Below are 24,185 nucleotides of genomic sequence, written 5' to 3'. Positions count from 1 at the left end.
TGTATAATGATTATTCGAGGTGATGACGATGGCAAGATCAAAAGAATTTGAAGTTAATGAAGTATTAGATAAAGCGATACACCTGTTTTGGGCACAAGGATATGAGAAAACTTCAATGCAAGATTTGGTTGAGTTTATGGGGATTCACCGAAGAAGTATCTATGATACCTTTGGGGATAAGCATGCCTTATTTATGAAAGCTCTCGAACGATATGAAACGAAGCAGACCAGCAAAATGAGGTTTCTGATTGAAAAACAAAAACCGATCAAAGAATCAATTCGGGAGTTGTTTGAGGCGACAGTAAGAAATGAAGGAGAACCTCTAGGGTGTTTTCTCGTGAATTCAGGTGTGGAACTCGGCGTGTTGGATCCTGAAGTTGCATCCTTAGTTGATGAAAGTTATTCGCGAACTGAGGAACTCTTGACTAACCTTGTTCTGAAGGGTCAACAATCGGGTGAATTCAAGGCTGACTTGGATCCTGTAGTTATTTCTCATTATTTAATGAATGCGTGGTTAGGGCTACGTACGTTGGTTAAGACAACAACGGATCAGCAAAAATTAAAGAATATTATTGATATGACACTGACCGCTTTAGATTAAAAGTGGAATTACAGCATGACAGGCAAAAGGAGTCACCTCAATGGAGGACTGTTTGTTTCCGTGATACAAGTTTTTTCTTGTCCCTCTAACGAAAGAAAGAACTTGTATCTTAGGCCTCAAACAAGTCAAGGAATACCGCTCCAAAATTAAAATTTTAGTCATGAAAAAATTCTTTACTGTTCGTTCTAAAATCAATATGCTAATAGCAAGTTAGATCTAACTGTTTTTCACCCTAATAAGAATGAACGTTCTAAAATCATCTTTAAAACTTATTTACACTAATATGCATGTTATGAAGGAGAGAATATTATGAAGTATACAGTTATTACAGGAGCAAGCTCGGGGATTGGATATGAAACGTCATTGGCATTTGCGGCACGTGGCAAAAACCTAATTTTGGTAGCTAGAAGATTTGATAAATTAGAAGAACTCAAATCAGCAATTCACAATATTGACCCTAATGTAAATGTTATTGTTCATACAAGTGACCTGTCTGTTACAGATCAAGCCTACACACTATATAACGATTTAAAGGAATACCAAATTGAGACCTGGATAAACAATGCGGGACTCGGTGAATCTTCTTTTGTAGCAGAACAGAATTTAGATAAAGTTGAAACCATGTTACGTGTTAATATCGAAGCTTTGACCATCCTTTCTACACTATATGTACGAGATTATGCTGATGTAGAAGGAACTCAGTTAATTAACGTTTCATCTGGACTTGGATATGCCATTGCTGTTGGGAGTGTTACTTATTCTGCATCTAAGTATTACGTTAGTGCCTTCACAGAAGGACTTGCAAAAGAACTAGAAATAAAAGGTGCAAAACTAAAGGCAAAGGTTTTGGCACCAGCTATAACAGAAACGGAATTTGTGAAGAAATCATTAGATGCAGAAGATTTTGATTATAAAGCAAACATGCCTAAGTACCACACTGCCAAACAAATGGCGAGCTTCATGGTGGATCTTTATGACAGCAACGAAGGGGTAGGGATTGTAGACCAGAACTATAATTTCAATCTCAGAGGTCAAATATATCCGATCATTTCAGAATTTTAAATTCAATTTATAGATCTGTTGAGTTTATTGAAAGAGGAGAGTATCCAATGAAAAGTTGTGGAGTAAAACGAAGATTGGAAAAATGGAGCTGCCACATCGTTTAGCAATGGCACCAATGACACGTAGCAGATCGCAAGAAGATGGCACACCGGGAGAGCTAACATCTCTTTATTATGCTCAGCGTGCATCAATGGGACTCATTATTACAGAGGGTACACAACCTTCTGATGATGGTCAAGGGTACTTATGGACACCTGGGATTTATACGGATAAACATATTGAAGGATGGAAAAAGGTTACTTTGGTCTGGGGAGTAAAGGTTACACGGACTATCCGACGATACGAGAATTAGAATCGCAAGAGGGACTACAATAGCAAAAGAGTGGAACATGGCGTACAACCGTAAATTGTACGCCATGTTTTTAGCCAATAGTTTCATGGTTATGCTATCTCCAAATTAGCAAAGGAAGAGGATGAATATGAGAGCAGCACAAATACAGAAATATTCAAAAAAAATCCAAGTGGAGTTAAATGATGTTGACATGCCACAGATCAACAACCATGAGGTGCTTGTCAAAGTAAAGGCAGCAGGTGTAAATCCACTGGATATCCTAAATTTGAATGGTAGTGTTCGGATGATTGCTGACTATAAGTTGCCATTAACTTTAGGGAATGAACTGTCTGGCGTTATTGAAGCTGCTGCTGTACCCCTTACTGCCTTGACTGCTTATCAAGCATTGCACGATGTACTCCATGTCCAGCCGAATAAAAAGCTATTCATTCCTGGAGGAACCGGAGGATTTGGCGCTATGGCAATCCCCATTGCCAAATCACTGGGGTTATTTGTTATTACAAGTGGAAGTGAAAGAGGCAGGTTACGTATACTGTCGATCGGGGCTGATCAGTTCATCAATTATAAGACAGAGAATTATGCTAACATACTGTCCGATATCGATTATGTGATCGACACCTTGGGTACCAAAGAGATCAAAGCTGAACTGGGTATTTTAAAACCACAAGGGAAATTGGTATCATTGAAAGCCGGACCTAATTATCGCTTTGCGGTTGACAATCGTTTTCCCCTGTGGAAAAAAGCATTATTTGGTCTGGTGGGTGCTCGCTTAGATTCTTTAGCGCGCAAGAATCAAAATGAATATCGTTTTTTATTTGTGCAAGCCAATGGAAGTCAATTACAAGAAATCACTAAACTTGTTGAAAAAGAAAATATAAAGCCCTCTATAGATTCAACTTATACGTTTGGTGACATTAACAAGGCGCTGATTAATGTGTCGACGGGCCACTCCCAGGGCAAAGTGATTGTGACCTTCTAAGTAATTTCTAGTTCACATACTTTTCTATCGTGCTTCGGACTGCTCCGGGACCTGCCAGCATTTCATGAAACATGGCTTCAATCTTGTCGCCCAGACCAATTTCATATAATCGGACACCGAACAGTTTGTCATCTTCGAGGAGGCAGCGAACCTTGGAGGTCTGATCGCCCAGCTTCGTATTCTTCAAATATCCCTGCAACGTATCCAGTAACGGGTCCGGACTGAGTGTGAAGGGTTCTCCTTGATCATCCACTCCCAGCAAATAGCGACACCAGATCGCAATGGTCAAGGGAATAGCAGTCAAGTTCGCAGGATCAAGTCCTACTGTGCCAACATAAGACTTTATGGTTTCACCAAAACGGATGTTCATCTTTTGAGAGGTATCTGTTGCAATCCGCTGTGGCGTATCCGGAATATAGGGATTGGCGAAGCGTTCCTGCAATACCTCGTCAATAAATGGTTTCGGTTGAATAATACCGGGATCAACTACAACAGGCAACCCTTCCTTGTAGCCGATAGTTTCCACCAGACGACGTAATGTGTGATCCTTCATTTCATCTGCAATAAGCTCATACCCAAGCAGACACCCAGCTAGCGCCAGCGCTGTATGCAGCGGATTGAGACAGGTAGTGACTTTCATCTTCTCCACTTTGTCCACCGTATCCCGATTTGTGAAGATGATACCAGCTTCCTCCAGTGCAGGTCTCCCGTTCGTAAACTTGTCTTCAATGACCAAATACTCGCTAACCTCAGCATTGACAAAGGGAGCCGTATACGTATGCCTGGAGGTAACGATTAACTCCATATCGGCTAACCCCAGTTCCTGAAGAGCAGACTGTACTTGCAAGGAAGGGCGGGGGGTAATTTTGTCGATCATGGTCAGGGGGAAGGTTATTTTCTCTTCATTCTGCAGATAGTCTGCAAATCCTTCCTTTACCAGGCCTCTGAGAGTCCACTCCTTGGCGATGGCAATCATACTATCCTTTAACAGATCGCCGTTATGGGAGCAATTATCCATGCTCACAAAAGTCATTGGATGCTGCCCCTTCAGATAACGCCGATAGGCAAGCGAAGTAGCTATGCTCATCACATGCACTGGCTGTTCGGGACCATTCGTCAAATCCCTCTCCACAACAGCCAGATACTTGCCATCGGGCCCGGTCAGAGCGTATCCTTTTTCCGTGACGGTAAAGCTGGCCATCTGGAGGGACGGATTCTCAAATGTTTCAATCAGACGGAGGTAGTCGCCTGGACGATTCTGCTCTGCCGCGATTTCCTCAACGATGCTTGCGACCACGCTCTTGTGAAATCTTCCGTCTGCACTCATCAACACCAGTAAGGTTAAATTGTCGTAAGGCTTATAGGCTTTGTCGATCATTTCAAAATCAAAGGCTTCGGCTGCAATAATACCTGTATCCGCTTTCAAGTTATTCAGTAGTTGTTGCTGCGCATTGGCTATCAACCCTCGAAAAATATTGCCTGCTCCGAAATGCACCCATTGCGGTCGAAGTCGGGTGTTATGGGCTACAAGCTCCAGATCATATTTCGGCAATTCAATACCTGCTGCTTCCCAGGCCGCCTTATCTAAAAGGCCTTTCCGGTCAAGTTGGAGCATTTATTTCACTCCTTTGCCTTGAGAGAGACTATCCCAGACACCAAGCAAGTACATAACTCCCAGTGCACGGTCATACAAACCATAGCCTGGCCGACAATTCTTTTCTTCCCCCCATAGATGTCTGCCGTGATCTGGACGTACATATCCCTGATAGCCGTTCTCGTGATAAGCTCTAACTATTTCCGGTACATCGACGCTTCCGTCCTTCCCGCGATGTGACACTTCAATAAAGTCTCCATTCTCAAACACCTTGACATTACGAATATGCGCAAAATGAATACGATCATGAAACTCCCGAATCATGGCTGGTAAATCATTCTCAGGATTACTTCCCAGTGAGCCTGTGCAGAAGGTTAGACCATTATATGGACTGCTCACTGCGTCTAGGATGCGCCGGATGGTCTCACGACTCCGGACAATTCTCGGCAATCCGAAGATGGGCCATGCTGGATCATCAGGATGAATGGCCATCTTGATGTCAGACTCCTCGCAGACCGGGATGATGCGCTCAAGAAAATACTTTAGGTTGTCAAACAACTTGTCTTCTGTGACATCCGCATAAGCAGCAAAAAGTTCATCCAGTCTCGCCAACCGTTCCGGTTCCCAGCCAGGCATGGTGAACTTCCCAGCTCCCTTGAGAATCCGATCCACCATTTGGCGGGGATCATCAGTAATGGCAGCCTTTTCATAAAAGAGGGCATTGGACCCGTCAGGCAGTTCCTTGTACAGCTCTGTTCTGGTCCAGTCAAAGACAGGCATAAAGTTATAGCAAATCACCTTAACTCCCACTTTGGCTAATTTTCGAATGGTGTCGATATAAATGTCAATATATTGATCGCGGGATGGTAGGCCGATTTTGATATCATCGTGGACATTTACACTTTCTACGACCGCCGAACTAAAGCCCTTGCTCGTAATCTGATCAGCTACCTCCTGAATTCGCTCCATTTCCCATACTTCACCAGCTACCTTATCATGTAAAGACCAGACAATGCCCATAACTCCAGGAATTTGCCGGATATGGTCCAGCGTAATATTGTCGTTGCCTTCTCCATACCATCTCCAGGTCATATTCATAACGATACCTCCCTGATTATATTTCGTCTGTCTTGTATACAAGATTGAGTTGATCATAAATTATAGGGTTTGTTCTTGTCAATGATAATTATAAAGGGATTTATCACCTCAAAATGCTTTATAATAGTTCTAGATTTATAAAGTGAAGGTAGGAATGAAATGTTGACGAAAGAAGAAATCAAGCAGCTTTTGAAAAATGATATTTTGTCACTGACTTTAAAGCCGGGTACTCTACTGAGTGAGACGACTTTGTCAGAACGCTTCCAGCTGTCCAGAACTCCGCTACGCGATGTATTAAAGTGGCTTGCGCTCGAGTCCTACATTGATATTTATCCCAAGAAGGGGAACATTGTGTCCTATATTGATCTGGAGTCCGTTGAGCAAATTATTTACTTAAGAAGCGCATTGGAAAAGGAGATTATGAAGGAGCTTTCTTCGCAAATTACATTAAGCGATGTGCAGGAGCTGAGCGATATTCTGGACAGACAGAGAGCTGTGATCGAAGAAGATCATGCGACGGATCAATTTCTCAGTTTGGATGATCAGTTCCACCAAACCATGTTCCAATTGGTGGGGCGGGAGTTTCTTTGGCAGCTCATTCAGCAGTCAAATGTTCACTATATCAGATATCGCAAGCTGCATATGCTGGAAACAGGGAAGCTGATGGGCATCTGGCATGAGCACCAAGCTATGCTTGAATACATGCTGAATAAGGAAACAACCAAAATGGATGATCTGGTTCATCATCATCTTAGAGAGGATATCCATTCGCTCGATTTTCTTCGGAAGTTCGCTGATTATATCAAGAAATAAGGCGGCTAGCTTAAATTAACTTGTATGAATATTGAGGAAGTGGGGGAGTCATGGAGGCTGTTCTACGAGTTGGATATATCGGTGAAAGAGCGAGTAAGAAATGCGAGACTGCAGCAAAATTTATGGGCGGAAACGAGCTGGCCTTTGTCATTCCGTTTTTGCTCGTGAGTATTGTTATTTACCGTCAGGCGGTGGCCAAACTGGAGGAATTCTCACAGGAGTTTTCAGACTTGTATACATGTCAATTGAAAAAATACTGAAATATTTCTATGATTTAAGTGAAAAATGCCAGACCAATTCTAGATTATAAAGGGGGTAACCGTATGTGTAGATATGCAATATGCGGCCCATATAAAGATATCTTTGCCTGCTTTACCTGCAGGAAAGTATATAAGCAGACATCACGGTTTGAAATGCCGAAGGATGAATATGAACGGATTGTCCATGTCTGTCCGCAATGCCAGGCATCCATGCATGACATGGGTCATGATTTTCAGGCCCCGAAGCAAACGGATATCAAACAGTGGAAAAAGGTAGAGCTACTATATCAACAAGGATACACTTACCACTCCTGCGGCTGTGGTGGCCCCGGGTACAGACCCTCTCGGCTGATAGAGGTGCCTGAATTTCTGGAAACACAGCGAACGTTTGAGAATAAGGGAGAGGCGCTGCTGTACCGGCTTTTGCAAAGCTAGAACAAACGTATTTTGAAGCGTATCCAACAATTCGAAGAAGTCTACTCGTGGACAGGTTTTCTATCGGAATTTGTTTGATCGAGCAAAGCAGGTGTTGTAAGGTAGATCGACTTGGAATGAGATAATATTCTATGTCATGCAGCACCTGTCGGGTAATAAGAATTTCATCCCATTCATTGCTGCGAAATCGCGGCTTTTTTTATTTTAAGAAGTGATAGCGGAAATCAAAAAAGAACCTGGATAGTTTTATCAGGTTCTTTTATATTGCATATAAAACAGACACGATGATATAATCAGATTATCTTTTATAAAGATGTAGTAGACATAACTAACACATCTTACAATTAAATCTTACCATGCCGCTAAACTCTTGTCAAATGTTTTTTTCTCAATTTAATGGTTAGGAGAGATGTTGAATGAATTCACTGGTTCTCGATTTTCAAGAAATGGATAACACTCAGCTTTTGCTTGTTGGTGGAAAAGGGCTACACTTAGGGGCATTAACCAAAATGGAAGGAATACAAGTGCCAGAAGGGTTTTGTGTTACAACAGTGGGATATCAAAAAGCGATCGAACAAAACGAAATGATTCATGCTTTGTTGGATCGGCTAACTACGCTTAAAGTAGAAGATCGAGAACAAATTTATGAAATCAGCAAGAAGATTCGACAGGCCATTATGGAAGTAGCCATTCCTTCCGATGTTGTGAAAGCAGTTGCTCACTATCTCTCCCAGTTTGGCGATGAATATGCTTATGCCGTGCGTTCTAGTGCGACCGCTGAGGATTTGCCGCATGCTTCTTTTGCTGGTCAACAAGACACTTATTTAAATATTATCGGCAAAGAATCCATCTTGGAGCATATCCGCAAATGTTGGGCTTCTTTATTTACGGAACGCGCGGTAATTTACCGAATGCAGAATGGATTTGATCACAGCCAAGTTTATTTATCTGTTATCGTTCAAAGAATGGTGTTCCCACAGGCTTCAGGGATTTTATTTACCGCTGATCCCATCACTTGCAACCGAAAGCTGCTCTCTATCGATGCCAGTTTCGGACTTGGAGAAGCACTGGTCTCTGGCTTAGTCTCTGCCGATTGTTATCAAGTACAGGAAGGGGAAATCGTCGATAAGAGGATAGCAACCAAAAAATTGGCTATCTATGGACGAAGAGAAGGCGGAACAGAGACTCAACAAATTGATCTCGATCAGCAAAGGACTCAAACCCTTACGGAACAACAAATTTTACAACTGGCACGAATTGGAAGACAGATCGAAGAACACTTCGGCTGCCCCCAAGACATCGAATGGTGTTTGGCTGATGATACATTTTATATTGTCCAGAGCCGGCCGATCACCACTTTATATCCCATTCCTGAAGCAAATGACCAGGAGAATCACGTGTATGTATCTGTCGGCCATCAGCAAATGATGACTGATCCTATTAAACCACTGGGGATATCTGTTTGGATATTAACAGGTGCCACGCCCATGTTTAGAACTGGTGGCGGAAGGCTGTTTGTGGATATCACGATGGGCCTGGCTTCACCGGCTGGCAGGCAAAATTTATTGGATGTTCTAGGGCACTCCGATCCGCTCATAAAAGACGCGCTTATTACCATCATAGAGCGGGGAGATTTTATAAAATCGGACCCATATGACACAAGCGAACCGGGGCCCGTTAAAAGCCATAAGGGTATGTCGTCTGCGGATATTTTGGAAGAAGCAGGAAACGACCCGGAAATTGTTGCTGTTTTGATTAAGAGTAGTGAGACATCGTTATCAGCATTAAAACATAATATCCAAACGAAATCAGGATTGGATGTATTTGATTGTATCCTGGAAGATATGCAGCAACGGAGGCAGCGAGCGTCAGAACTGAAAAATTTGAATGTGATTATGGCCGCCATGCATGCTTCAGCATGGATCAATGAAAAAATGAATGAATGGTTAGGTGAAAAAAACGTAGCAGACACACTTTCCCTATCTGTACCTAACAACGTCACTTCGGAAATGGGTATGGAGCTACTGGATGTTGCAGATGTGATTCGTCCTTATCCGGAAATAATTGAGTATTTACAACAGGTAAAGGATGATAACTTTTTGGATGAACTGGTTCAATTCGAAGGTGGGCAGCAGGTGCGTGATGCTATTGCTGTTTATCTCGACAAATATGGAATGCGATGTGCCGGGGAGATCGATATTACAAGAACACGCTGGAGTGAAAAACCAAGTACACTGGTACCTATGATCCTCAGTAACATCAAAAACCTTGATCCTGGCGCCAGTAAACGAAAGTTTGAGCAAGGGCGACAGGAAGCTTTGAACAAAGAACAGGACTTATTAGCCCGATTGAAACAATTACCGGGTGGTGAACAAAAAGCCGAAGAGACAAAACAAATGATCGACCTGATCCGGAACTTCATCGGTTATCGTGAATATCCGAAATACGACATTGTTAGTCGCTACTTTATTTATAAACAGGCTTTACTAAAGGAAGCGGAACGACTCGTACAAGCCAACGTTCTTCATGAAAAAGAAGATATTTACTATCTCGCTTTTGAAGAATTGCAGGAAACCATACGCACAAATAAACTGGATTACCAGGTCATCGACAAACGAAAAGATGAGTACAGATTATATGAAAAACTAACTCCGCCACGTGTTATCACGTCTGATGGGGAAATCATTACGGGTCAGTACAAACGAGAAAATATCCCTGCCGAAGCTATTGTAGGCCTCGCTGTTTCTTCGGGTATTGTAGAGGGGCGGGCACGTGTGATCCTGAATATAGAAGGGGCTGATCTGGAAGATGGCGATATACTAGTCACCGCCTTTACCGATCCTAGCTGGACTCCATTGTTTTTATCCATAAAAGGCTTGGTTACGGAGGTGGGTGGACTGATGACCCATGGAGCCGTTATCGCACGTGAATATGGCTTGCCAGCCGTTGTCGGAGTGGAGAATGCGACCAAACTGATAAAAGATGGGCAACGAATTCGCGTGCATGGAACCGAAGGGTATATCGAAATATTGTAATGGCTGAATACGCTAAGTAATAGCCTCTGTCATAATGGACGGTATTAAATGCAACCTGTCATGGATAAAAGGGCGATTATCCTGTCGTCCTTTTTATCCATGACACAAAGTACTCCCCAAAAATATCAACTGATTTTAATTTTGGGGGGGAATAATTTAAGAACTTATTTATTTGATGATCGAAAAAACACATTATTTAATGTGTAACAATAATCAGGAACCTTTAGGAGTTATCAATGGTTTCCCTTGCTGCGATCAACACAATGATTTATACATAGCTGATCCGATCTAAATCTCTTGTACTGCTGTGTGATTATTTATGATGATCTAATTTATGCGTGCATGCAGAGGAAGACACACCGAATTGTTTTTATTCAACAAAATCCAAAAGTGATTTCTATGATGTCCTACGTTATTGGGGTAAAGTGACAGACTTGACTTGAGCAGAGGTATTTCCGTAAATATCTTTAGCCAGCACGAGAATATGCAGCGTATCGGCCTGGGAGGCACCATCCTGTTTATATTTAGTAGTTGGAAGCGTTGCTGACCAATTGATTTTATCTTCTGTAATAACGACACGAATGCCATTGACATAAACTTTAAGCTGTGCGATATCGCTTTGATCTGTGACTGAACCTTCCAAAGCGAGAACATCATCCGTGATTGAAGCATTCAACTTAAGTTCAGGGGTTCCTGTTTCCTTGCGTTTAGAGGGTGGGAGAGAAGTTTGCGGGTTATAGGAAAAGGTTTCATCCTCAAGCGCTGGCGTGCGTGCTGCAATAGGACGGTTTTTGGTAGCCTGCTCATAGGAATAAGCGTAACGAAGCAGGTCGTTATCGCTGTATGCGGCACCTGCCATTGTCAGATTAACGGGCATTCCGGTATCCTTCATAGCGCCCATACTCACAGACACACTTGGGATCCCGTACTCGCGTAGAATAAAATTCGTATTGGAGAAATAGTTGCCATTCTCCCAAGCCTCCTCATAGGATGTTTCATTCACATCGGAGTCAGCTTTACCGATATTCGAATTTGCCGGGAATACAATAAAATCAAGGTTGTTTTGCTTCATCCAATTTTCAAAATCAATCTTTCGTACATTTTCAAGCCCCCGTAGTCCTTCTTGAAACTGAGGAATTTGTTCGTAAGGGGTGACGCCTTTCTTTATGGTTTCAATAAATATGTCATAGTGGCCAAGGTCTCTGCCACGTTTGGCATCTACCGAATCGGGTGGATTCGGGAAGACGGTTGCAGGGTCTATATTAGCCCATGACGGGAAATTCGGATCGTCCACACTTTTAAGGAATTCCTCAGCTGCATAGGGATTAAGCAGCCCGAATTCCTTTTCAGCCCACTTTGCCGGCATTAAACCACGTTCTTCAGGTGTTTTCGCTGTTGCCCGGTCCTTCTCGCTGTTGGCCTGCAAGGGGAAGTCAACTTCCACAACCTCAGCTCCAAGAGCAGTTAAATCCTTTACAGCTTTTTCCCATAATGCCTGTATCGAAGGTCTGAATTTGATCGGAGTTGAGGTTTCATGGTCCTTACCGATATAGATTTTCGGAACGCCAATGCGTTTGCCTTGCAAAGCTTGAATGTCTCGTAGCTCTAAATAGGACTTGGGACGGACACTGTTGACAGAAGGGAGCCGAACGGCTTTCTGTTCTCGCCAGAAATCACCCTTGGTAATCTTATCTTCTACAACGATCACGTCAAGCAAGCGGAGCATGTCCTCGACAGTCCTCGTATGTGGGACAACGACATCCCGTATAGGGAAGAGCGGCCAATTCCCCCGAATGGAGATTAGGCCTCGCGATGGCGTGTAGGCAATTAAACCATTGTTCGATGCTGGTGATCTTCCAGAGGATACCGTTTCTTCCCCCATGCCGAAGGCAGCGAAGTTGGCGGCTGTTGATACACCAGATCCGTTAGAGGAGCCGGAGTACCAGGCTGCAGCCAAATAATTTGGATTGTACGGACTTTCAGCACGGCCATAAACACCTCTTTGCATTCCCCCTGCTGCCATTGGCGGCATGTTGGTTTTACCAATGAGCACCCCACCGGATTTACGTATCTTCTCTACTGTAAAGGCATCCTCTTTTGCCATCAGGTTTTTGAAAGCCGGAGATCCAGAAGCGACAGTGAGTCCCTTAACCTTGTAACTGTCTTTAACCGTGTAGGGGATGCCTTGCAGAGGCCCGGTCTTAATACCTTGTGCCCTTAGTTGATCAGCCTGAGCAGCTTCTTTTAGTACGTCGGGGTTCAGAACAGGGATGGAATTCAGTCGAATGCCACTAGAATCATAGGCATATACCCGGTTAAGGTACAGGGCGGTGAGCTCGACACTTGATAGTGCTCCTGACTTCATTGCTTCCTGCATTTGAGCAATTGTAGCCTCTTGCAATTGAAATGTGACTAGAGAGGAGGCGGGGTCACTAGTTTTACTAGAGGATGAGGGTGAAGGAGCGGCGGATGCAAGCGGGCATCCCGTGAAAGTTAAAATCATACCAACTGCAATCCATTTGCAATAGTTGCTGACTACATTCCTTTTATTCGCTTTTAGCGTTCGTGCGCACATAGCATTTCACTCCTTAAAATTAGGTAGTATCAGGAATTTAAAAAGAGGGGGATGAGAAGGGCACCTTACAGTATAAATGTTTCTAATTATATTACTTATTTTCATATGAAATGTCAATTTTTGTAATGAGAAACACAAGGGAATTCGCTACTTTAAATGTGAAATCTAGTAATCCATGATTCAGATTGTTGCATCATCGCTGATTCAAGTTTTGAAATGAAAACGACACCGTTTTGGTGCCGTTTTTTCGCGGGAGGAGGCAATAGAGGCTTAATTCTAACTTAAATGTGTTGTAATAGTAGCATAAAGACGAAGAAACTTGAGATGAACATAAAAGCAAAGAGTTAAAGCAAAATACGCCTGTAATGACATAAATTCACCAACCAATAAACCCTTATAAAACAACAGAGATGTCGAGGGACAAGAACATATTCCCATTGAAGTCGCTATTTTAGCGGCTTTTTTATGTTATCGGTACAAGTTCTTGTCCCGAGCCAAGGACAAGAACTTGTACCGATTGCCGCAATGGACAAGAACATCATCCGATTGCCGATTAGGTGAATATCTAAATAATGTAGTTAAAACCTCAACAAGCAGTATATAGCCCCACTAACGCGTCCGAAGCTTTTTTTGCCGAGGCAGGAAATTCAGGGAAAATGGCGATAGCTTTACAGTCGAAAGTCGGTTAGCAAGATTCGTAAAAAGGGGAACATGAGGGGAGAAAAACAATGAAAGGAAGCAAACGCAGCAAGAACGACAGGCTGAATTGGGGGATTGGCCGGAGATCGAGGCGCAGGTGGGCAGCCTGTCTGCGCGCCGCGGTTCTGGCCCTTACGGTCATCGTACCGGTTTATCCGGCAGAACGCGCATCGGCGGCCTCGGCTACGATGGCCTCGCAAGGAGGGTTTACGCAGGATCAACTCGACGGATTGGCTTATCTGAACGAGACCCGGGCGAAGGTAGGCGTAGGCCCGTTGGAGCTGGATGCGAGATTGACGCAGGCGTCTCAGGCTCACGCGGCTTATTACAATACCACCCACTTCGAAGGATTGTCGGCCCATCGGGAGGAGCTTTTTAAACAATCCTGAAAATGAACCTTTAGGTGATTTAAGTATTTTATCCATGGAAGTTTTAGAAGGGTTCATTCATACCACTGCCTTGGGACTGAAACAGCTATTTACCGGATGGACCTATCAAAGTGAAAGTCGAGATGGATCCCTATGGAAAATCTGATACGTCTCACTATACATCATAAACAATATAATGAGGCATTGGCTAATTTTCACTGACCGGAGAACAATTCGGATTTACTGCGCTGCCTGCAGAAGTCATTGAGGAGGCCATTTCGAACCCCGATAAGTATCCCATTGTTATTGTAAAAGAGGAGACGCCGGTTGGATTCTTTATTTTACATAAAAATTCCGAATACGCTAAAGGAAAGAGATACTCCCGTGCTATCTTAATAGGAGCTTTATCTATTACGCTGTAACATCAGGGCAAAGGCTATGCGCTGGCTGCTATGAACGCACTCACCCCGTTGCTTCAGCAGCTGGAACCAGAGATCAAGGAAGTAATGCTCGCTGTAAACGAGCAGAATGTTGCGACACAAAGGCTGTATATAAAAGCGGGTTTTTCGCGACACGGTAATTTGGAGGATTGGGACACACGGCATCCAGTTTGTTTTTCATAGAAGAATGGATTAAGGATGGGTGATATATACAGCGGAGAAATAATACAAATAAATTCTCTGATCTCGAGGTCAGACGTATGTATGCTGTCATTGCAAATGTAATAGAGGACAATCAACTGCGAACAGGAGCCAAGGTATACATTTTATATTGTCATGGAATGGCTGAAAGTCCCTTGGTATGGCATGGCCAAGGGAGGAAAAAGAATCGAGAAGGATATTTCCTACAAAACTCAGGTCACAGTGGGTGCCAACATATCAGGCATCGGGTGCGCTGGTCATATAAACATCGGGCAGATGAGGATCGAAGAGCACAGACATCAGACATTGGATTTCATGTGGACCAACGTACAGGCTTTCGATCCTGCGGGTCACCTCAACAAAGAAGGCCTGACGAAGAACGAAGTCTATCACATTGCCAGCAACATCAAGTTTATTGAACAGAGAACCATGTTGGGTGAAAAGGAGAAGTGAAGTGAGGAATTCAGAAGGTAAGATATAAGGCCGAGATCGATGGGGAGTCTATCGTATTTATTATTGGCATGCGAGTAAATCGTCTGTGGGCGATAAATAAGTGGTTACCTGTTTTCCAAAGCAATGGGACCGATTAGAGAACTATACATGAACAAAGAAAAGATCTGGGGTTTCTCGGGATTGGCTGGCGAGGTGAACCAGTACAACAGCAGCACGTTGATGTCCGCCCACCATCATCTGAAGTAGGAGCAGTTCATGCATATGTTATCAAGGACAAAAAGGAAGTCTATCAAGCGCTGAAGAGGTTTTGGCCAAAAGCACACCGTGCAATAAAAGACATGCGCCCTATCTGCGGAGAAGTAGGCCCCGTAAATATTGTCTAGACAAAACAGCGGTTCTCCGATATTGGAGAACCGCTGTTTAAAAATTGTAGCCGGCTGCGGATCGACCGTCGGATTATACAAAAATGAGGGCTATGATATTAATACAATGCTAAGTATCAACATAAATAAAGGAATTCCACTGTCGGATAACGCTACCGAATTTGCCATGTCAGCTGCCGTTGGGATTAGCGACAATTGTAATTTCATTTTGCAAGATAGCTCTTCTTAAGTCAGTTTCTTATCCGGTCTATAAATAAAACAGGGCGAACGAGTCTGGAACTGTAATCTTGAAAATAAATCGAGTCTTCCTTGTGTTGTCGCTTGCCAGCTCTTTAACCGCCTCCTTCTGCACCTTATGCTCCATCGTTTCTAACGCGTCACTTTCCACAAGCAGACATGGAATCGAGCCAGCGGTCATGAGGTAGCTTTCGCCGCATGACGTACAGTCGAATGAGAACTCCCTCTTCACAAGCGTTTGCTTGCACTGCGGACACGCCCAGTTAACGTCTGTTAATGGTCAAGCATTACTCACCGCTGCTCCTCCTTCAACCATGGCTAGGCTCTCCTTCGGTGCCGGAGGCATCTTCACCAAATGGACAATTTTGAATACTCTTCTACCTGCGACCATATCGGTATGATTTTGCGTGCCGGGTGCCTCCAGCCATTCCCATACTCGATCTTCCCCTTCTAAGGAGCCTTCAAGCGCATGCAGGCGGGTATCCAGAGCATCGTCTCCCGATTGTAATACATTGCCTGTAATATCCCGGATCAACGAGGTGTGAAAGCCTAGTCTTTGCCACTGCTCTTCATAGCGCGGCACGTCGGAAGCGCTCATAATATCCGCATACAAAAATGTCCCACCTGGCTTTAATACACGGTAGGTCTCCGTAAAGAACAGCTCAATATGAGGGTACAAATGCGAGGACTCGATGTTCAGCACAATGTCGCAGCTTTCCGTTTTAACAGGCAGCTGCTCCGCGTCGCCAATACAATAGTAAGCCTGCTCATATCGGTTATTCCTTTGGCAAAATTGAATATTGGACGGTGTCAGATCAATGCCGACCACGCTGCCGGTCCCATAGTTTTTGCATAGCTCGCTCACGTTGCCTCCCCGTCCACAACCGATTTCCAGGATATCCTTGCCTGAAACATCCAGGCCGCCAATAATTTCGCGAAGCAGCTGGATACTGCTGTGGTTAATACCTTGAGGGCCGCCCGGTAGTTCGTTATCGGATGCATAACCCCAGTTAATAAAGGTGGAAAATCTGGACAGTCTTTTCTCCTCAAGCGACCGGTTAATAGAGTCAAACATGCCGATGATCGCTTCCTTTTGCGCCGCGCCTTCGGCAAGCTTCTCCGCTACAGGACGGTCAATTAACATACTTGCGAGGCCCTCTTCCCAGGCGTATTCGAGGCCGCAGGTCTCGCAGATCAAACAGTTGTCCGCCTCATAAAGATCACTCTTGCATTCAGTGCATACCAGGGTAATACCGGACAAAGGCCAAGTCGTTTTCATATCTACATCTCCTCATCGTTTTAGCCGCTTGCGCTGCTATAATTATTTATCGCCTTTCTCCAAATCAAACGGACATTTACCAGAAGAAGGATCGGGACGAGCACCGCCCCATAGCATAAGCCCTTCATCCAGCCTATTCATAAAGAAAAGTGGACCAAAATTCGTAATAATTTTCTGCATTCATAATCTTTACTCCCCATTTGTTGCTTTTTCTGATGCGCGATATTTTATCCTTACTTACCTGGCGCTAGGATGAACACTTTACCACGATCAATCCCCCCTTTAAAATTTAGAATTAATTTCAAGAATATGAATTAAATATACAACTTTTATGCATATGTTTCCAGTTATTTTACAATAGTGATGAATAATCTCTGCCAACGTGTCGAGGGACAAGAACATTGCACCGTTTAAAGTCACTATTATATCGGCTTTTCGTATTATTAGGACAGCCAGAAAGAAATTTTCTGGTTTGCCTATTTTAATGGGTGTTTTACGATGGTGGTAGCCCGGAGAACGAGGGCGGCTTAAGGGACAAAGAACCTGTACAAAATCCATCCAACGACCATGTTTGAGCTGGTTGAGGGCTATGACCTCGTATCACAAGCTAAGCTATGGGTTTGGAAACCAGGTGGGAATGCCGGTAAATCGAATTAGGGAGGTTTTTATGCAACCCGTTGTTGGAATTGATGTGGCGAAAGGATGTAGTGTTATTCAGGTCTTCAAAAAGCGTAACGAACCATATGGAAGGATGGAGACCCTCCAGCATGGTGAAGAAGGTTTCGAGCGGCTAGGGGAAGTGCCTAGCAAACTGAAAGAGGCAAGTGGTGTGGAGCCTGTCGTTGTCTTCGAGGCAACCGAACATTACCATCGAGGTTTGGCAGGATATCTGAAACGTAGCGGATGGATTCACTACATCATCAATCCTTTGCAAGCGAAACGATCCAAAGGCACACAACTTCGAAAAGTGAAAACCGATGCAGCAGATGCTTGGCATATTGCCGAGATGTATTACCGTGGGGATGTTAAAGCGCATCGCGAGTGGGAAGAGTCCTACAGTGAGCTTCAGCACTTGACCAGGCAGCATGAGTTTGTGACCGCTATGTACGTGCAGGCGAAGCTAAACAGCTAGAATTATTGAAAAATAAAAAAAAGTCCACTCCTAAGTCATGAACTGTGACCCGTAAGATGGACACTTTGAAAAAAGTACCCTCTTACGGGTCTTTTGCGTTTTAATCAGATTATAAAAGTTTGTGGGGATGTAGATTATGAAGAAAATCGGACGGGTTTTTACGGAGAAAGAGATCAAGGTACTGGAGTCGAATCCATCCGTTCTTCGCGTATCAGAGAATATCACGTATTCCCCTGCCTTTAAGATTGTGGCTGTACAGGCCAATCAAGCGGGGCATACACCCATGGAAATCTTCGTACAGACAGGATTTTACTTGGAACTGATCGGACAGGAGACGCCAAAAAGATGTCTGGAGCGTTGGTGGAAAACATATGCTTCTTCAGGTGAAGCTGGGCTGCTGGAAGAGCGTAGGGGAAGGGAAGCTCAGAAAGACCGGTTAGTCGTGAGCTATCGGCTGAGGAAAAGCTCCGTCTTGCCGAGGCTCGTATCAAGCTTTTGGAAGCCGAGAATGAACTCTTAAAAAAAGCTAGAAGCGCTCGAAAGGCACAAAGTTTGTAAGCTTGCTGAGGTAAGTACAAGCGGGTATTATCGCTGGTGTGCGGCGGAAGAACACCGCCAGCTTCGAGAGGCTGCCGATGAACGAGACTTTTTACTTCTGAAGGCGCACTTTGATGCACTTAGAGGGATGGCTGGCGCGCTGGTCATCAAAATGAGGTTAGAACGGCTTCATGGAATCGTTATGAATCATAAGAAAATTCGCCGTTTGATGCGGAAATTCAGACTCGTTGCTGTGATTCGTCAAGCGAATCCCTACCGTAAAATGGCTAAAGCGACGCAAGAGCACCGCACCTGCCCGAACCTCCTGAAGCGTCGGTTTGACCGGGGAGAGCCTAAAATGGTATTGCTCACCGACATTACTTATATGCATTATGGAAATGGCCAACGGGCTTATTTGTCCTGTGTAAAGGATGGTGCAACAAAAGAAATTTTAGCTCACTACCTGTCCTCTTCATTTGAATTGTCTCTTGTTCAACGAACACTGAAGCGGCTGTTTAATCGTTTGGAAGTACATCCGAAGGCTATCTTTCACTCTGATCAGGGATTCCATTACACACATCCTGAAGTTCGTTCCATTATCGCTAAAGCTGGGTTTAAACAATCGATGTCACGAAAAGGAAACTGTTGGAATAATGCTTCGATGGAGACGTTCTTCGGGCATATGAAGGATGAATTAGAGTTCAAGGATTGCTTATCCCTACAAGAGCTGCGAGTTCGTGTCAACGAATACATCACCTATTACAATACCGAACGGTTCCAATGGACATTAAAAAAGATGACTCCTGATGATTGATGAATAGGGACCCTTTTCAAAAGGATCCACAAATGGGGTCACAGTTCATCACCAATAAAGATATGTTAATTCTATATATAGTAAATGTAACTTGACTAAATACATATGGATGGATTTGATAGATAAAAAAATCATGAGTTTTAACAATGAAAAAAATGACCTCTAAATCATTGCGGAGGGTTGGGACTGGCTATAAAAGCATTACAAAGCACAAACGCATAAAGCCAAAAGGCACCTGAAACCGTAATTTGGTTTTTGGTGCCTTTTGTATTAAGACTGTAGTGAGCCACCTCTTCGACGATATCACCTTACCGTAGACGCGATGAACTCCAAAATCAGCGAAGTGTCCACCATGATGGATCATATTGTTTAGTAGACCTCGCACGTGGTGGTAAGCGATCTAGAGATACAACCTGTGTTCTCCAGGAGAATGTCAAAGAGATAATAAAGCTTTAGAAAGCTAAAAGGAACTGCTTTTCCTATTTATTCATTTCAAAAACGAAAAATTATTCAGAGAATTAGTCAAAAAATCCAAATGTCTAAATTTTATTTGATAAATTGGATAGTTTATTGAAAATCATAACATCATTTGGGTATTCAATGGTTTACATTTTATTTACTGAGTAATTAAATGCGATAAGGAGAACTCAAATAAAAACAGCCGTTTTCAGATGAAACACTATTAAAATGTGCATATGTAAACTAAAAAGTTTATTTTAATTTAAAAAATAATGCGAATGTGAAAAAAAGTTTGACATTTGTACACATGTGGTTTATTTTGTTAAATATGGGCATGTTGTTTTGAGTGCTCTTGTAGTTTTTCTTGGTTGCTTCTATAGAAAGGTGGACGTAATATGTCCCGAACGAGTTGAATCAATTCTAATATGGATCTTATTTAAACCCAAAGGAGCGTGAGCAACATTAACAAAATGCACTTATCAGATGATATTAGCAGCAGAAAAGGATCAGGAAATCTGTATTACTGGTAGACATATAGGCCCCAATTTCATTCAACATACCCCACATGATACACAGCCTGACTTCGGCAGCATGCATTGGGGGCATGCGGTAAGTGAGGATTTGGTGCATTGGGGGGAACTTCCACCAGCCATCCCGCCGGGGGAAGGCGGAGCGATCTTTTCGGGAAGTACAGTGGTTGATAAGAACAACACAAGCGGTTTCTTCAGCGAAGAAGGATCAGGATTAGTTGCAATTTATACGAATGAGGGCAACGTGGCTAAGCCCGGCAAACCACAGGTGCAGAGCATCGCTTACAGCAGGGATAAAGGTCGAACTTGGATAAAATATGAAGGTAACCCTGTTTTGTTCCCAACGAAAACGCTAGACTTTCGTGATCCGAAGGTGTTTTGGTATGAAGAATCGTCAATGTGGGTTATGGTTCTTGCCGTAAGAGACCGCGTCGACTTTTACACGTCTTCGAATCTGAAGGAATGTTCTTTTGCAAGCGATTTCGGTTCCGATATTCCGGGTATCCATCGAGGGATATTTGAATGTCCTGAGGTATTTAAAATCCAAGTGGATGAGGATCCCAATATCACTAAGTGGGTTCTGATGCTAAGTGTCGGGGATAGAAATGGTGTGAATCCAAACGATTCAGAACCACCAGCAGGCGGTTCTGGCATGATGTATTTTATAGGCAACTTTGACGGTAAGGTATTTACAAGGGATGAAACGTTGGAATCATTCGATACGATCAAATGGATAGATTACGGGTCTGACTTTTACGCGGCCGTGACATGGGATGGTATTCCGAAAGAAGACGGACGAAAGATCTGGGTCGGCTGGATGAACAACTGGCGTTATGCCTCTAACCTTCCTTCAAAGGAATGGCGTGGCCACATGTCAATCCCCCGAGAGATTCAGCTTAAGACATATCCGGAAGGAATTCGCTTAATCCAAGTACCTATAAGAGAGTTAAGTCAACTCAGAAGACCGATTATGTCTCTGCAAGACTTAACGATTAAGCCAGGTAGCAACCGTCTTATCTGATATTTCTACTGCAAAGGCCGAAATTATTGCGGAATTTGAGATCGGTACTGCCGTGGAATTCGGGTTCAAGGTGCGTTCCTCTTCTACTCAGGAGACAACCATCGGATATGATGTCTTGAATGAGGAGCTGTTTGTCGATAGGACGAAGTCAAGCGCAATTGATTTCCATCCTGATTTTGCTGCAAAGCACCAAGCCCCCATGAAGCCAGAGCATGAACGGATAACCTTGAGCATTTACGTTGATTGGTCTAGTGTCGAGGTCTTCGGCAATAAAGGAAAAACAAATCGTTTCAGACATGATTTTCCCGGACTTGGAAAGTAGAGGACTAGAACTCTATGCCCTTGGCGGAAAGAACTAAAGGTCGCTTCAAATCAATGATCTGGTAAGCATCTGGGAAAATGAGACGGTTTTGACTTTAGCAATGGCTTGATTCGAAGAAATGGTTACAGTCCGGTTTTGGGCACCCGGATCTGAACTTGGTGCCCCAAACTAATTAACGAAGAATCACTCCTGAAAACGAATAAGGACTACAGCGTTGCGGTGGTCCAGGAAGTTTGACTCTATCTGTGCTGTCAGTCTGTAGTTCTTAGCTAATTGACACTAAATCAAATTCTCTCCCAAGGGGGTGTCTAATTGCGATCCAAGATATTACCGATGCAGTATCCGGCAATCACCTCGTGGCAGTGGCAGGCAAATACGTTTGCCGTCCTAGCCAATTACCCGCAAGCAAAGCCGTGGATTATGACACATTTCATTCCGCTGCAGCTCACCTTAAATGAGGGAAGTTCCTACGTGGACTTCTACCGTACTCCTACCTTTGAATTTTGTCCTTGGCTGCTTCGCCAACATTTAAGTCGTCAGTTGGTCCGAAATTTCAACAAGGATATATGCACTTTTCTGATGGATTGTATAGACATGAATAATTATATTTATTTGCTTCTTGATCAAGCGCAGTTTTTGGATATTGAATCTTTCTTCTCACATGACTCATTTATTTTTGGTTATGACGAGGAGAGGGATATATTTCATATCGCCGATTTTACATTCATGGGGGGGAAATACTCATTTAACGAAATAACATTTGAGCAAATGAGACGTGCCTACGAGGGAATCGATGATGATGGAGATTGGTTGTATGCGTGGAAGGGTGGTCTCTCTCTGTTACAATTCAACGAGCGAGCAGCTTATGACTTTAATCTAAACTATGTTATTGAGCACCTTAAGGACTATTTAAATGGAGAAAATCCCGCCGACAAATACAGAGAGTTGGGTTATATAACAAATCCATGTGTATGGGGAATTCGTGTTTATGACGAGCTGATTTTGGATATAACCCGCATACGCAGTGGACAAATTGAGGAAGATAATCGCCCGTTTCAAATGATCTATGATCACAAGATCTTGATGTTGGAACGAATTGACTTCATGAATCAAACTGGTGTTCTAGGGGAAAGTAAACAGCTCAAGGTTCGCTATCAGACGATTGCCGACGATGCTCTATTAGCGCGAAATTTGATTATCAAATATTCACTGACGAAAAACGAAGATAACCTCAAAAAAGTGGAAGTGTTAATTAGGCGTATTCAAGCCTGTGAGCGCGAGACTATCGAACTTATGATCTACAACTTGAGCCTTGTGTCAAACATAACTCCAATGGGCGTAGAGGAGGAGGTCTAACGTTGAGAAAACAAACCTGTTTGGAACGCATCCAAAACCTTATTCATCAAAAGATTCCGGACTACGATAAACAACGTATAAACGCTAATGCGTTACTTGAAGAGATATGGATCCAAATGAATTCTATGCAGATGATTACATTCGTCGTGGAGCTCGAAACCGAATTCGGTCTAGAGCTCCCGGACGAACTGGTAGGTAACATGGCAGGCAGTCATCTAACCCTTGGCGACTTGGCTGATCTTATTAAAAGTTACCAGGAACGCTTATAGCAAGCGGCACTTGATCATGCACACTCACAACATGCAGTCTGAAGCAATATGAGTTTGGATCAGGCTGATGCTCTGGCGAACGGCACGAATGCGCATGTTGAATCACTTGTCTAAGCATCTCCCATCGGGAGTGCCATAATAGACGGATCTGGGAGCGGTATTCCAGGATGGCCGCAGTCTTCTGTTTCAAACTGCACTTGGGAAGTGAAATGTAGACTGGATGTAGATTCCGAGCTAGGTCAATTTCCCATTTTATATCTTGACCATAGTTTAAATACGGTAGATCTTCGTAGTAAATCAAACGGGCAGAGACTTCCAGATCACTAATACTTCGTACAGCCTGTTCGGCCGCAACCCGCACGATACCGTGATCCACATGTCTTCCGATTGCAAGCGGAATATAAATATGATCGTAGTCTGTAAGACAGAGTCGTGTCAAAAGCACTTTTGTTGCCTCAGAAATCACGTCCAGCTCGGTCTCGTAGTCACTACGGAACAGATCGTCCAGCTTTTCATATGAGGGGGCACCGCTGCGATCTTTACGATAGATACATTCCTGCATGTTCAGATGAATCGTGTCCACATCGAGAAGATCACATGCACTAATGTCCTCTTCTCGCCGTACCTTCATCACGTCGGAGCTTAGTCCGAACTTTTTGTGCAGGATGCGAGCAAGTAGGGATAGATCTGTGCCAGTACCAGTGAAAACAGTTGCTATGGTCACATGATAGCCAGCACGAACAAGCAAATCGATATAATCGCCGCAAGAAATAATAGCATCGTCCAGATGGGCGGAGACAAACAGACAGTGGTGATTCAAGGCTTCAAACCCTCCCTTTAACAGTGATAAGTAATATATTACTATTATACCTTTCATTTAT

Annotated in this window: 22 protein-coding genes and 1 pseudogene; 17 read left to right on the top strand and 6 right to left on the bottom strand. The window is 43.5% G+C overall.

Going from position 1 to position 24,185, the window contains the following annotated elements:
* Nucleotides 1-28 precede the first annotated feature (28 nt).
* From NSQ57_RS12790 to NSQ57_RS12775, 4 genes are all read left to right on the top strand, one after another.
* Nucleotides 29-601 (top strand): TetR/AcrR family transcriptional regulator, encoded by a 573-nt coding sequence (locus NSQ57_RS12790; RefSeq protein ID WP_029515180.1) that lies wholly within the window; start codon nt 29-31, stop codon nt 599-601.
* 309 nt (nt 602-910) lie between these two features.
* Entirely contained in the window at nt 911-1,663 is a 753-nt protein-coding gene (locus tag NSQ57_RS12785) for an SDR family NAD(P)-dependent oxidoreductase (RefSeq protein WP_342424900.1), read from the top strand.
* Between the two features lie 55 nt (nt 1,664-1,718).
* Nucleotides 1,719-2,015, top strand: a complete 297-nt coding sequence (locus NSQ57_RS12780) for a hypothetical protein (protein WP_312887657.1) — start codon at nt 1,719-1,721, stop codon at nt 2,013-2,015.
* 127 nt (nt 2,016-2,142) lie between these two features.
* The gene (locus NSQ57_RS12775; protein ID WP_029515184.1) at nt 2,143-2,994 is read left to right on the top strand and encodes an NADP-dependent oxidoreductase; all 852 of its coding nucleotides are present in this window, start codon (nt 2,143-2,145) and stop codon (nt 2,992-2,994) included.
* A gap of 7 nt (nt 2,995-3,001) precedes the next feature.
* On the opposite strand, the gene NSQ57_RS12770 is transcribed toward NSQ57_RS12775, so the two are convergent.
* Together NSQ57_RS12770 and uxuA are read right to left on the bottom strand one after the other, a co-directional pair.
* Complete coding sequence (locus NSQ57_RS12770; RefSeq protein WP_342424899.1) at nt 3,002-4,609, bottom strand: mannitol dehydrogenase family protein; 1,608 nt, start codon at nt 4,607-4,609, stop codon at nt 3,002-3,004.
* Entirely contained in the window at nt 4,610-5,686 is a 1,077-nt protein-coding gene (gene uxuA / locus NSQ57_RS12765) for a mannonate dehydratase (RefSeq protein WP_209947500.1), read from the bottom strand.
* A gap of 159 nt (nt 5,687-5,845) precedes the next feature.
* Between uxuA and NSQ57_RS12760 the strand changes: the two genes are divergently transcribed.
* From NSQ57_RS12760 to ppsA, 4 genes are all read left to right on the top strand, one after another.
* Nucleotides 5,846-6,499 carry a GntR family transcriptional regulator gene (locus NSQ57_RS12760; RefSeq protein ID WP_029515188.1) on the top strand — a complete coding sequence of 218 codons (654 nt, stop codon included), beginning with the start codon at nt 5,846-5,848 and terminating at the stop codon, nt 6,497-6,499.
* A gap of 50 nt (nt 6,500-6,549) precedes the next feature.
* Nucleotides 6,550-6,759: a hypothetical protein gene (locus NSQ57_RS12755; protein ID WP_029515189.1), complete on the top strand. Its 210-nt coding sequence runs from the start codon at nt 6,550-6,552 to the stop codon at nt 6,757-6,759.
* A 63-nt stretch (nt 6,760-6,822) separates the two neighbouring features.
* The gene (locus NSQ57_RS12750; RefSeq protein WP_029515195.1) at nt 6,823-7,194 is read left to right on the top strand and encodes a hypothetical protein; all 372 of its coding nucleotides are present in this window, start codon (nt 6,823-6,825) and stop codon (nt 7,192-7,194) included.
* A gap of 416 nt (nt 7,195-7,610) precedes the next feature.
* Nucleotides 7,611-10,229: a phosphoenolpyruvate synthase gene (gene ppsA / locus NSQ57_RS12745; RefSeq protein WP_341039384.1), complete on the top strand. Its 2,619-nt coding sequence runs from the start codon at nt 7,611-7,613 to the stop codon at nt 10,227-10,229.
* Between the two features lie 412 nt (nt 10,230-10,641).
* On the opposite strand, the gene NSQ57_RS12740 is transcribed toward ppsA, so the two are convergent.
* Nucleotides 10,642-12,804 carry an amidase gene (locus tag NSQ57_RS12740; protein ID WP_342424898.1) on the bottom strand — a complete coding sequence of 721 codons (2,163 nt, stop codon included), beginning with the start codon at nt 12,802-12,804 and terminating at the stop codon, nt 10,642-10,644.
* Nucleotides 12,805-13,691: 887 nt separating this feature from the next.
* Here NSQ57_RS12740 and NSQ57_RS12735 point away from each other — a divergent pair.
* The 3 genes from NSQ57_RS12735 (at nt 13,692) to NSQ57_RS12725 (ending at nt 15,102) form a co-directional block, all read left to right on the top strand.
* On the top strand, nt 13,692-13,892 hold the full coding sequence (locus tag NSQ57_RS12735; protein ID WP_340955467.1) for a CAP domain-containing protein: 201 nt from the start codon (nt 13,692-13,694) through the stop codon (nt 13,890-13,892).
* 755 nt (nt 13,893-14,647) lie between these two features.
* Nucleotides 14,648-14,965, top strand: a complete 318-nt coding sequence (locus tag NSQ57_RS12730; RefSeq protein ID WP_342424897.1) for a hypothetical protein — start codon at nt 14,648-14,650, stop codon at nt 14,963-14,965.
* Between the two features lie 8 nt (nt 14,966-14,973).
* The gene (locus tag NSQ57_RS12725) at nt 14,974-15,102 is read left to right on the top strand and encodes a DUF4188 domain-containing protein (protein WP_342426128.1); all 129 of its coding nucleotides are present in this window, start codon (nt 14,974-14,976) and stop codon (nt 15,100-15,102) included.
* 763 nt (nt 15,103-15,865) lie between these two features.
* Here NSQ57_RS12725 and NSQ57_RS12720 read toward each other — a convergent pair.
* Both NSQ57_RS12720 and NSQ57_RS12715 read right to left on the bottom strand, forming a co-directional pair.
* Nucleotides 15,866-16,864 (bottom strand): methyltransferase domain-containing protein, encoded by a 999-nt coding sequence (locus tag NSQ57_RS12720; protein WP_254349570.1) that lies wholly within the window; start codon nt 16,862-16,864, stop codon nt 15,866-15,868.
* 42 nt (nt 16,865-16,906) lie between these two features.
* Nucleotides 16,907-17,044: a hypothetical protein gene (locus tag NSQ57_RS12715; protein ID WP_250261288.1), complete on the bottom strand. Its 138-nt coding sequence runs from the start codon at nt 17,042-17,044 to the stop codon at nt 16,907-16,909.
* 487 nt (nt 17,045-17,531) lie between these two features.
* Between NSQ57_RS12715 and NSQ57_RS12710 the strand changes: the two genes are divergently transcribed.
* The 6 genes and pseudogenes from NSQ57_RS12710 (at nt 17,532) to NSQ57_RS12685 (ending at nt 23,304) form a co-directional block, all read left to right on the top strand.
* Nucleotides 17,532-17,996, top strand: coding sequence for an IS110 family transposase (locus tag NSQ57_RS12710; protein WP_340955459.1), 465 nt, complete (start codon nt 17,532-17,534; stop codon nt 17,994-17,996).
* A 136-nt stretch (nt 17,997-18,132) separates the two neighbouring features.
* Nucleotides 18,133-19,347: pseudogene (locus NSQ57_RS12705) on the top strand (IS3 family transposase).
* Between the two features lie 942 nt (nt 19,348-20,289).
* Nucleotides 20,290-21,357: a glycoside hydrolase family 32 protein gene (locus tag NSQ57_RS12700; RefSeq protein WP_342424896.1), complete on the top strand. Its 1,068-nt coding sequence runs from the start codon at nt 20,290-20,292 to the stop codon at nt 21,355-21,357.
* Nucleotides 21,358-21,409: 52 nt separating this feature from the next.
* Entirely contained in the window at nt 21,410-21,679 is a 270-nt protein-coding gene (locus tag NSQ57_RS12695; protein WP_340955456.1) for a GH32 C-terminal domain-containing protein, read from the top strand.
* Nucleotides 21,680-21,991: 312 nt separating this feature from the next.
* Nucleotides 21,992-23,035 (top strand): hypothetical protein, encoded by a 1,044-nt coding sequence (locus NSQ57_RS12690; protein ID WP_342424895.1) that lies wholly within the window; start codon nt 21,992-21,994, stop codon nt 23,033-23,035.
* A gap of 2 nt (nt 23,036-23,037) precedes the next feature.
* Nucleotides 23,038-23,304: a phosphopantetheine-binding protein gene (locus tag NSQ57_RS12685; protein ID WP_322172237.1), complete on the top strand. Its 267-nt coding sequence runs from the start codon at nt 23,038-23,040 to the stop codon at nt 23,302-23,304.
* Here the strand turns inward: NSQ57_RS12685 and NSQ57_RS12680 are convergent.
* Nucleotides 23,279-24,124, bottom strand: coding sequence for a PIG-L family deacetylase (locus tag NSQ57_RS12680; protein ID WP_341039378.1), 846 nt, complete (start codon nt 24,122-24,124; stop codon nt 23,279-23,281). The two genes, NSQ57_RS12685 and NSQ57_RS12680, sit on opposite strands and share 26 nt — an antisense overlap.
* Nucleotides 24,125-24,185 lie beyond the last annotated feature (61 nt).

The organism is Paenibacillus sp. FSL L8-0502 (assembly GCF_038593055.1).
Taxonomy (GTDB): domain Bacteria; phylum Bacillota; class Bacilli; order Paenibacillales; family Paenibacillaceae; genus Paenibacillus; species Paenibacillus polymyxa_D.
Note: the sequence above shows the minus strand (reverse complement) of the source record. Positions and strands in the feature narration are given on the sequence as shown.

Coding starts and splice junctions, on each gene's coding strand:
- NSQ57_RS12790 (WP_029515180.1), top strand. CDS start 29: ATGGCAAGATCAAAAGAATTTGAAGTTAATGAAGTATTAGATAAAGCG.
- NSQ57_RS12785 (WP_342424900.1), top strand. CDS start 911: ATGAAGTATACAGTTATTACAGGAGCAAGCTCGGGGATTGGATATGAA.
- NSQ57_RS12775 (WP_029515184.1), top strand. CDS start 2,143: ATGAGAGCAGCACAAATACAGAAATATTCAAAAAAAATCCAAGTGGAG.
- NSQ57_RS12770 (WP_342424899.1), bottom strand. CDS start 4,609: ATGCTCCAACTTGACCGGAAAGGCCTTTTAGATAAGGCGGCCTGGGAA.
- uxuA (WP_209947500.1), bottom strand. CDS start 5,686: ATGAATATGACCTGGAGATGGTATGGAGAAGGCAACGACAATATTACG.
- NSQ57_RS12760 (WP_029515188.1), top strand. CDS start 5,846: ATGTTGACGAAAGAAGAAATCAAGCAGCTTTTGAAAAATGATATTTTG.
- NSQ57_RS12755 (WP_029515189.1), top strand. CDS start 6,550: ATGGAGGCTGTTCTACGAGTTGGATATATCGGTGAAAGAGCGAGTAAG.
- NSQ57_RS12750 (WP_029515195.1), top strand. CDS start 6,823: ATGTGTAGATATGCAATATGCGGCCCATATAAAGATATCTTTGCCTGC.
- ppsA (WP_341039384.1), top strand. CDS start 7,611: ATGAATTCACTGGTTCTCGATTTTCAAGAAATGGATAACACTCAGCTT.
- NSQ57_RS12740 (WP_342424898.1), bottom strand. CDS start 12,804: ATGTGCGCACGAACGCTAAAAGCGAATAAAAGGAATGTAGTCAGCAAC.
- NSQ57_RS12735 (WP_340955467.1), top strand. CDS start 13,692: ATGGCCTCGCAAGGAGGGTTTACGCAGGATCAACTCGACGGATTGGCT.
- NSQ57_RS12730 (WP_342424897.1), top strand. CDS start 14,648: ATGGAATGGCTGAAAGTCCCTTGGTATGGCATGGCCAAGGGAGGAAAA.
- NSQ57_RS12720 (WP_254349570.1), bottom strand. CDS start 16,864: ATGAAAACGACTTGGCCTTTGTCCGGTATTACCCTGGTATGCACTGAA.
- NSQ57_RS12715 (WP_250261288.1), bottom strand. CDS start 17,044: ATGCAGAAAATTATTACGAATTTTGGTCCACTTTTCTTTATGAATAGG.
- NSQ57_RS12710 (WP_340955459.1), top strand. CDS start 17,532: ATGCAACCCGTTGTTGGAATTGATGTGGCGAAAGGATGTAGTGTTATT.
- NSQ57_RS12700 (WP_342424896.1), top strand. CDS start 20,290: ATGATATTAGCAGCAGAAAAGGATCAGGAAATCTGTATTACTGGTAGA.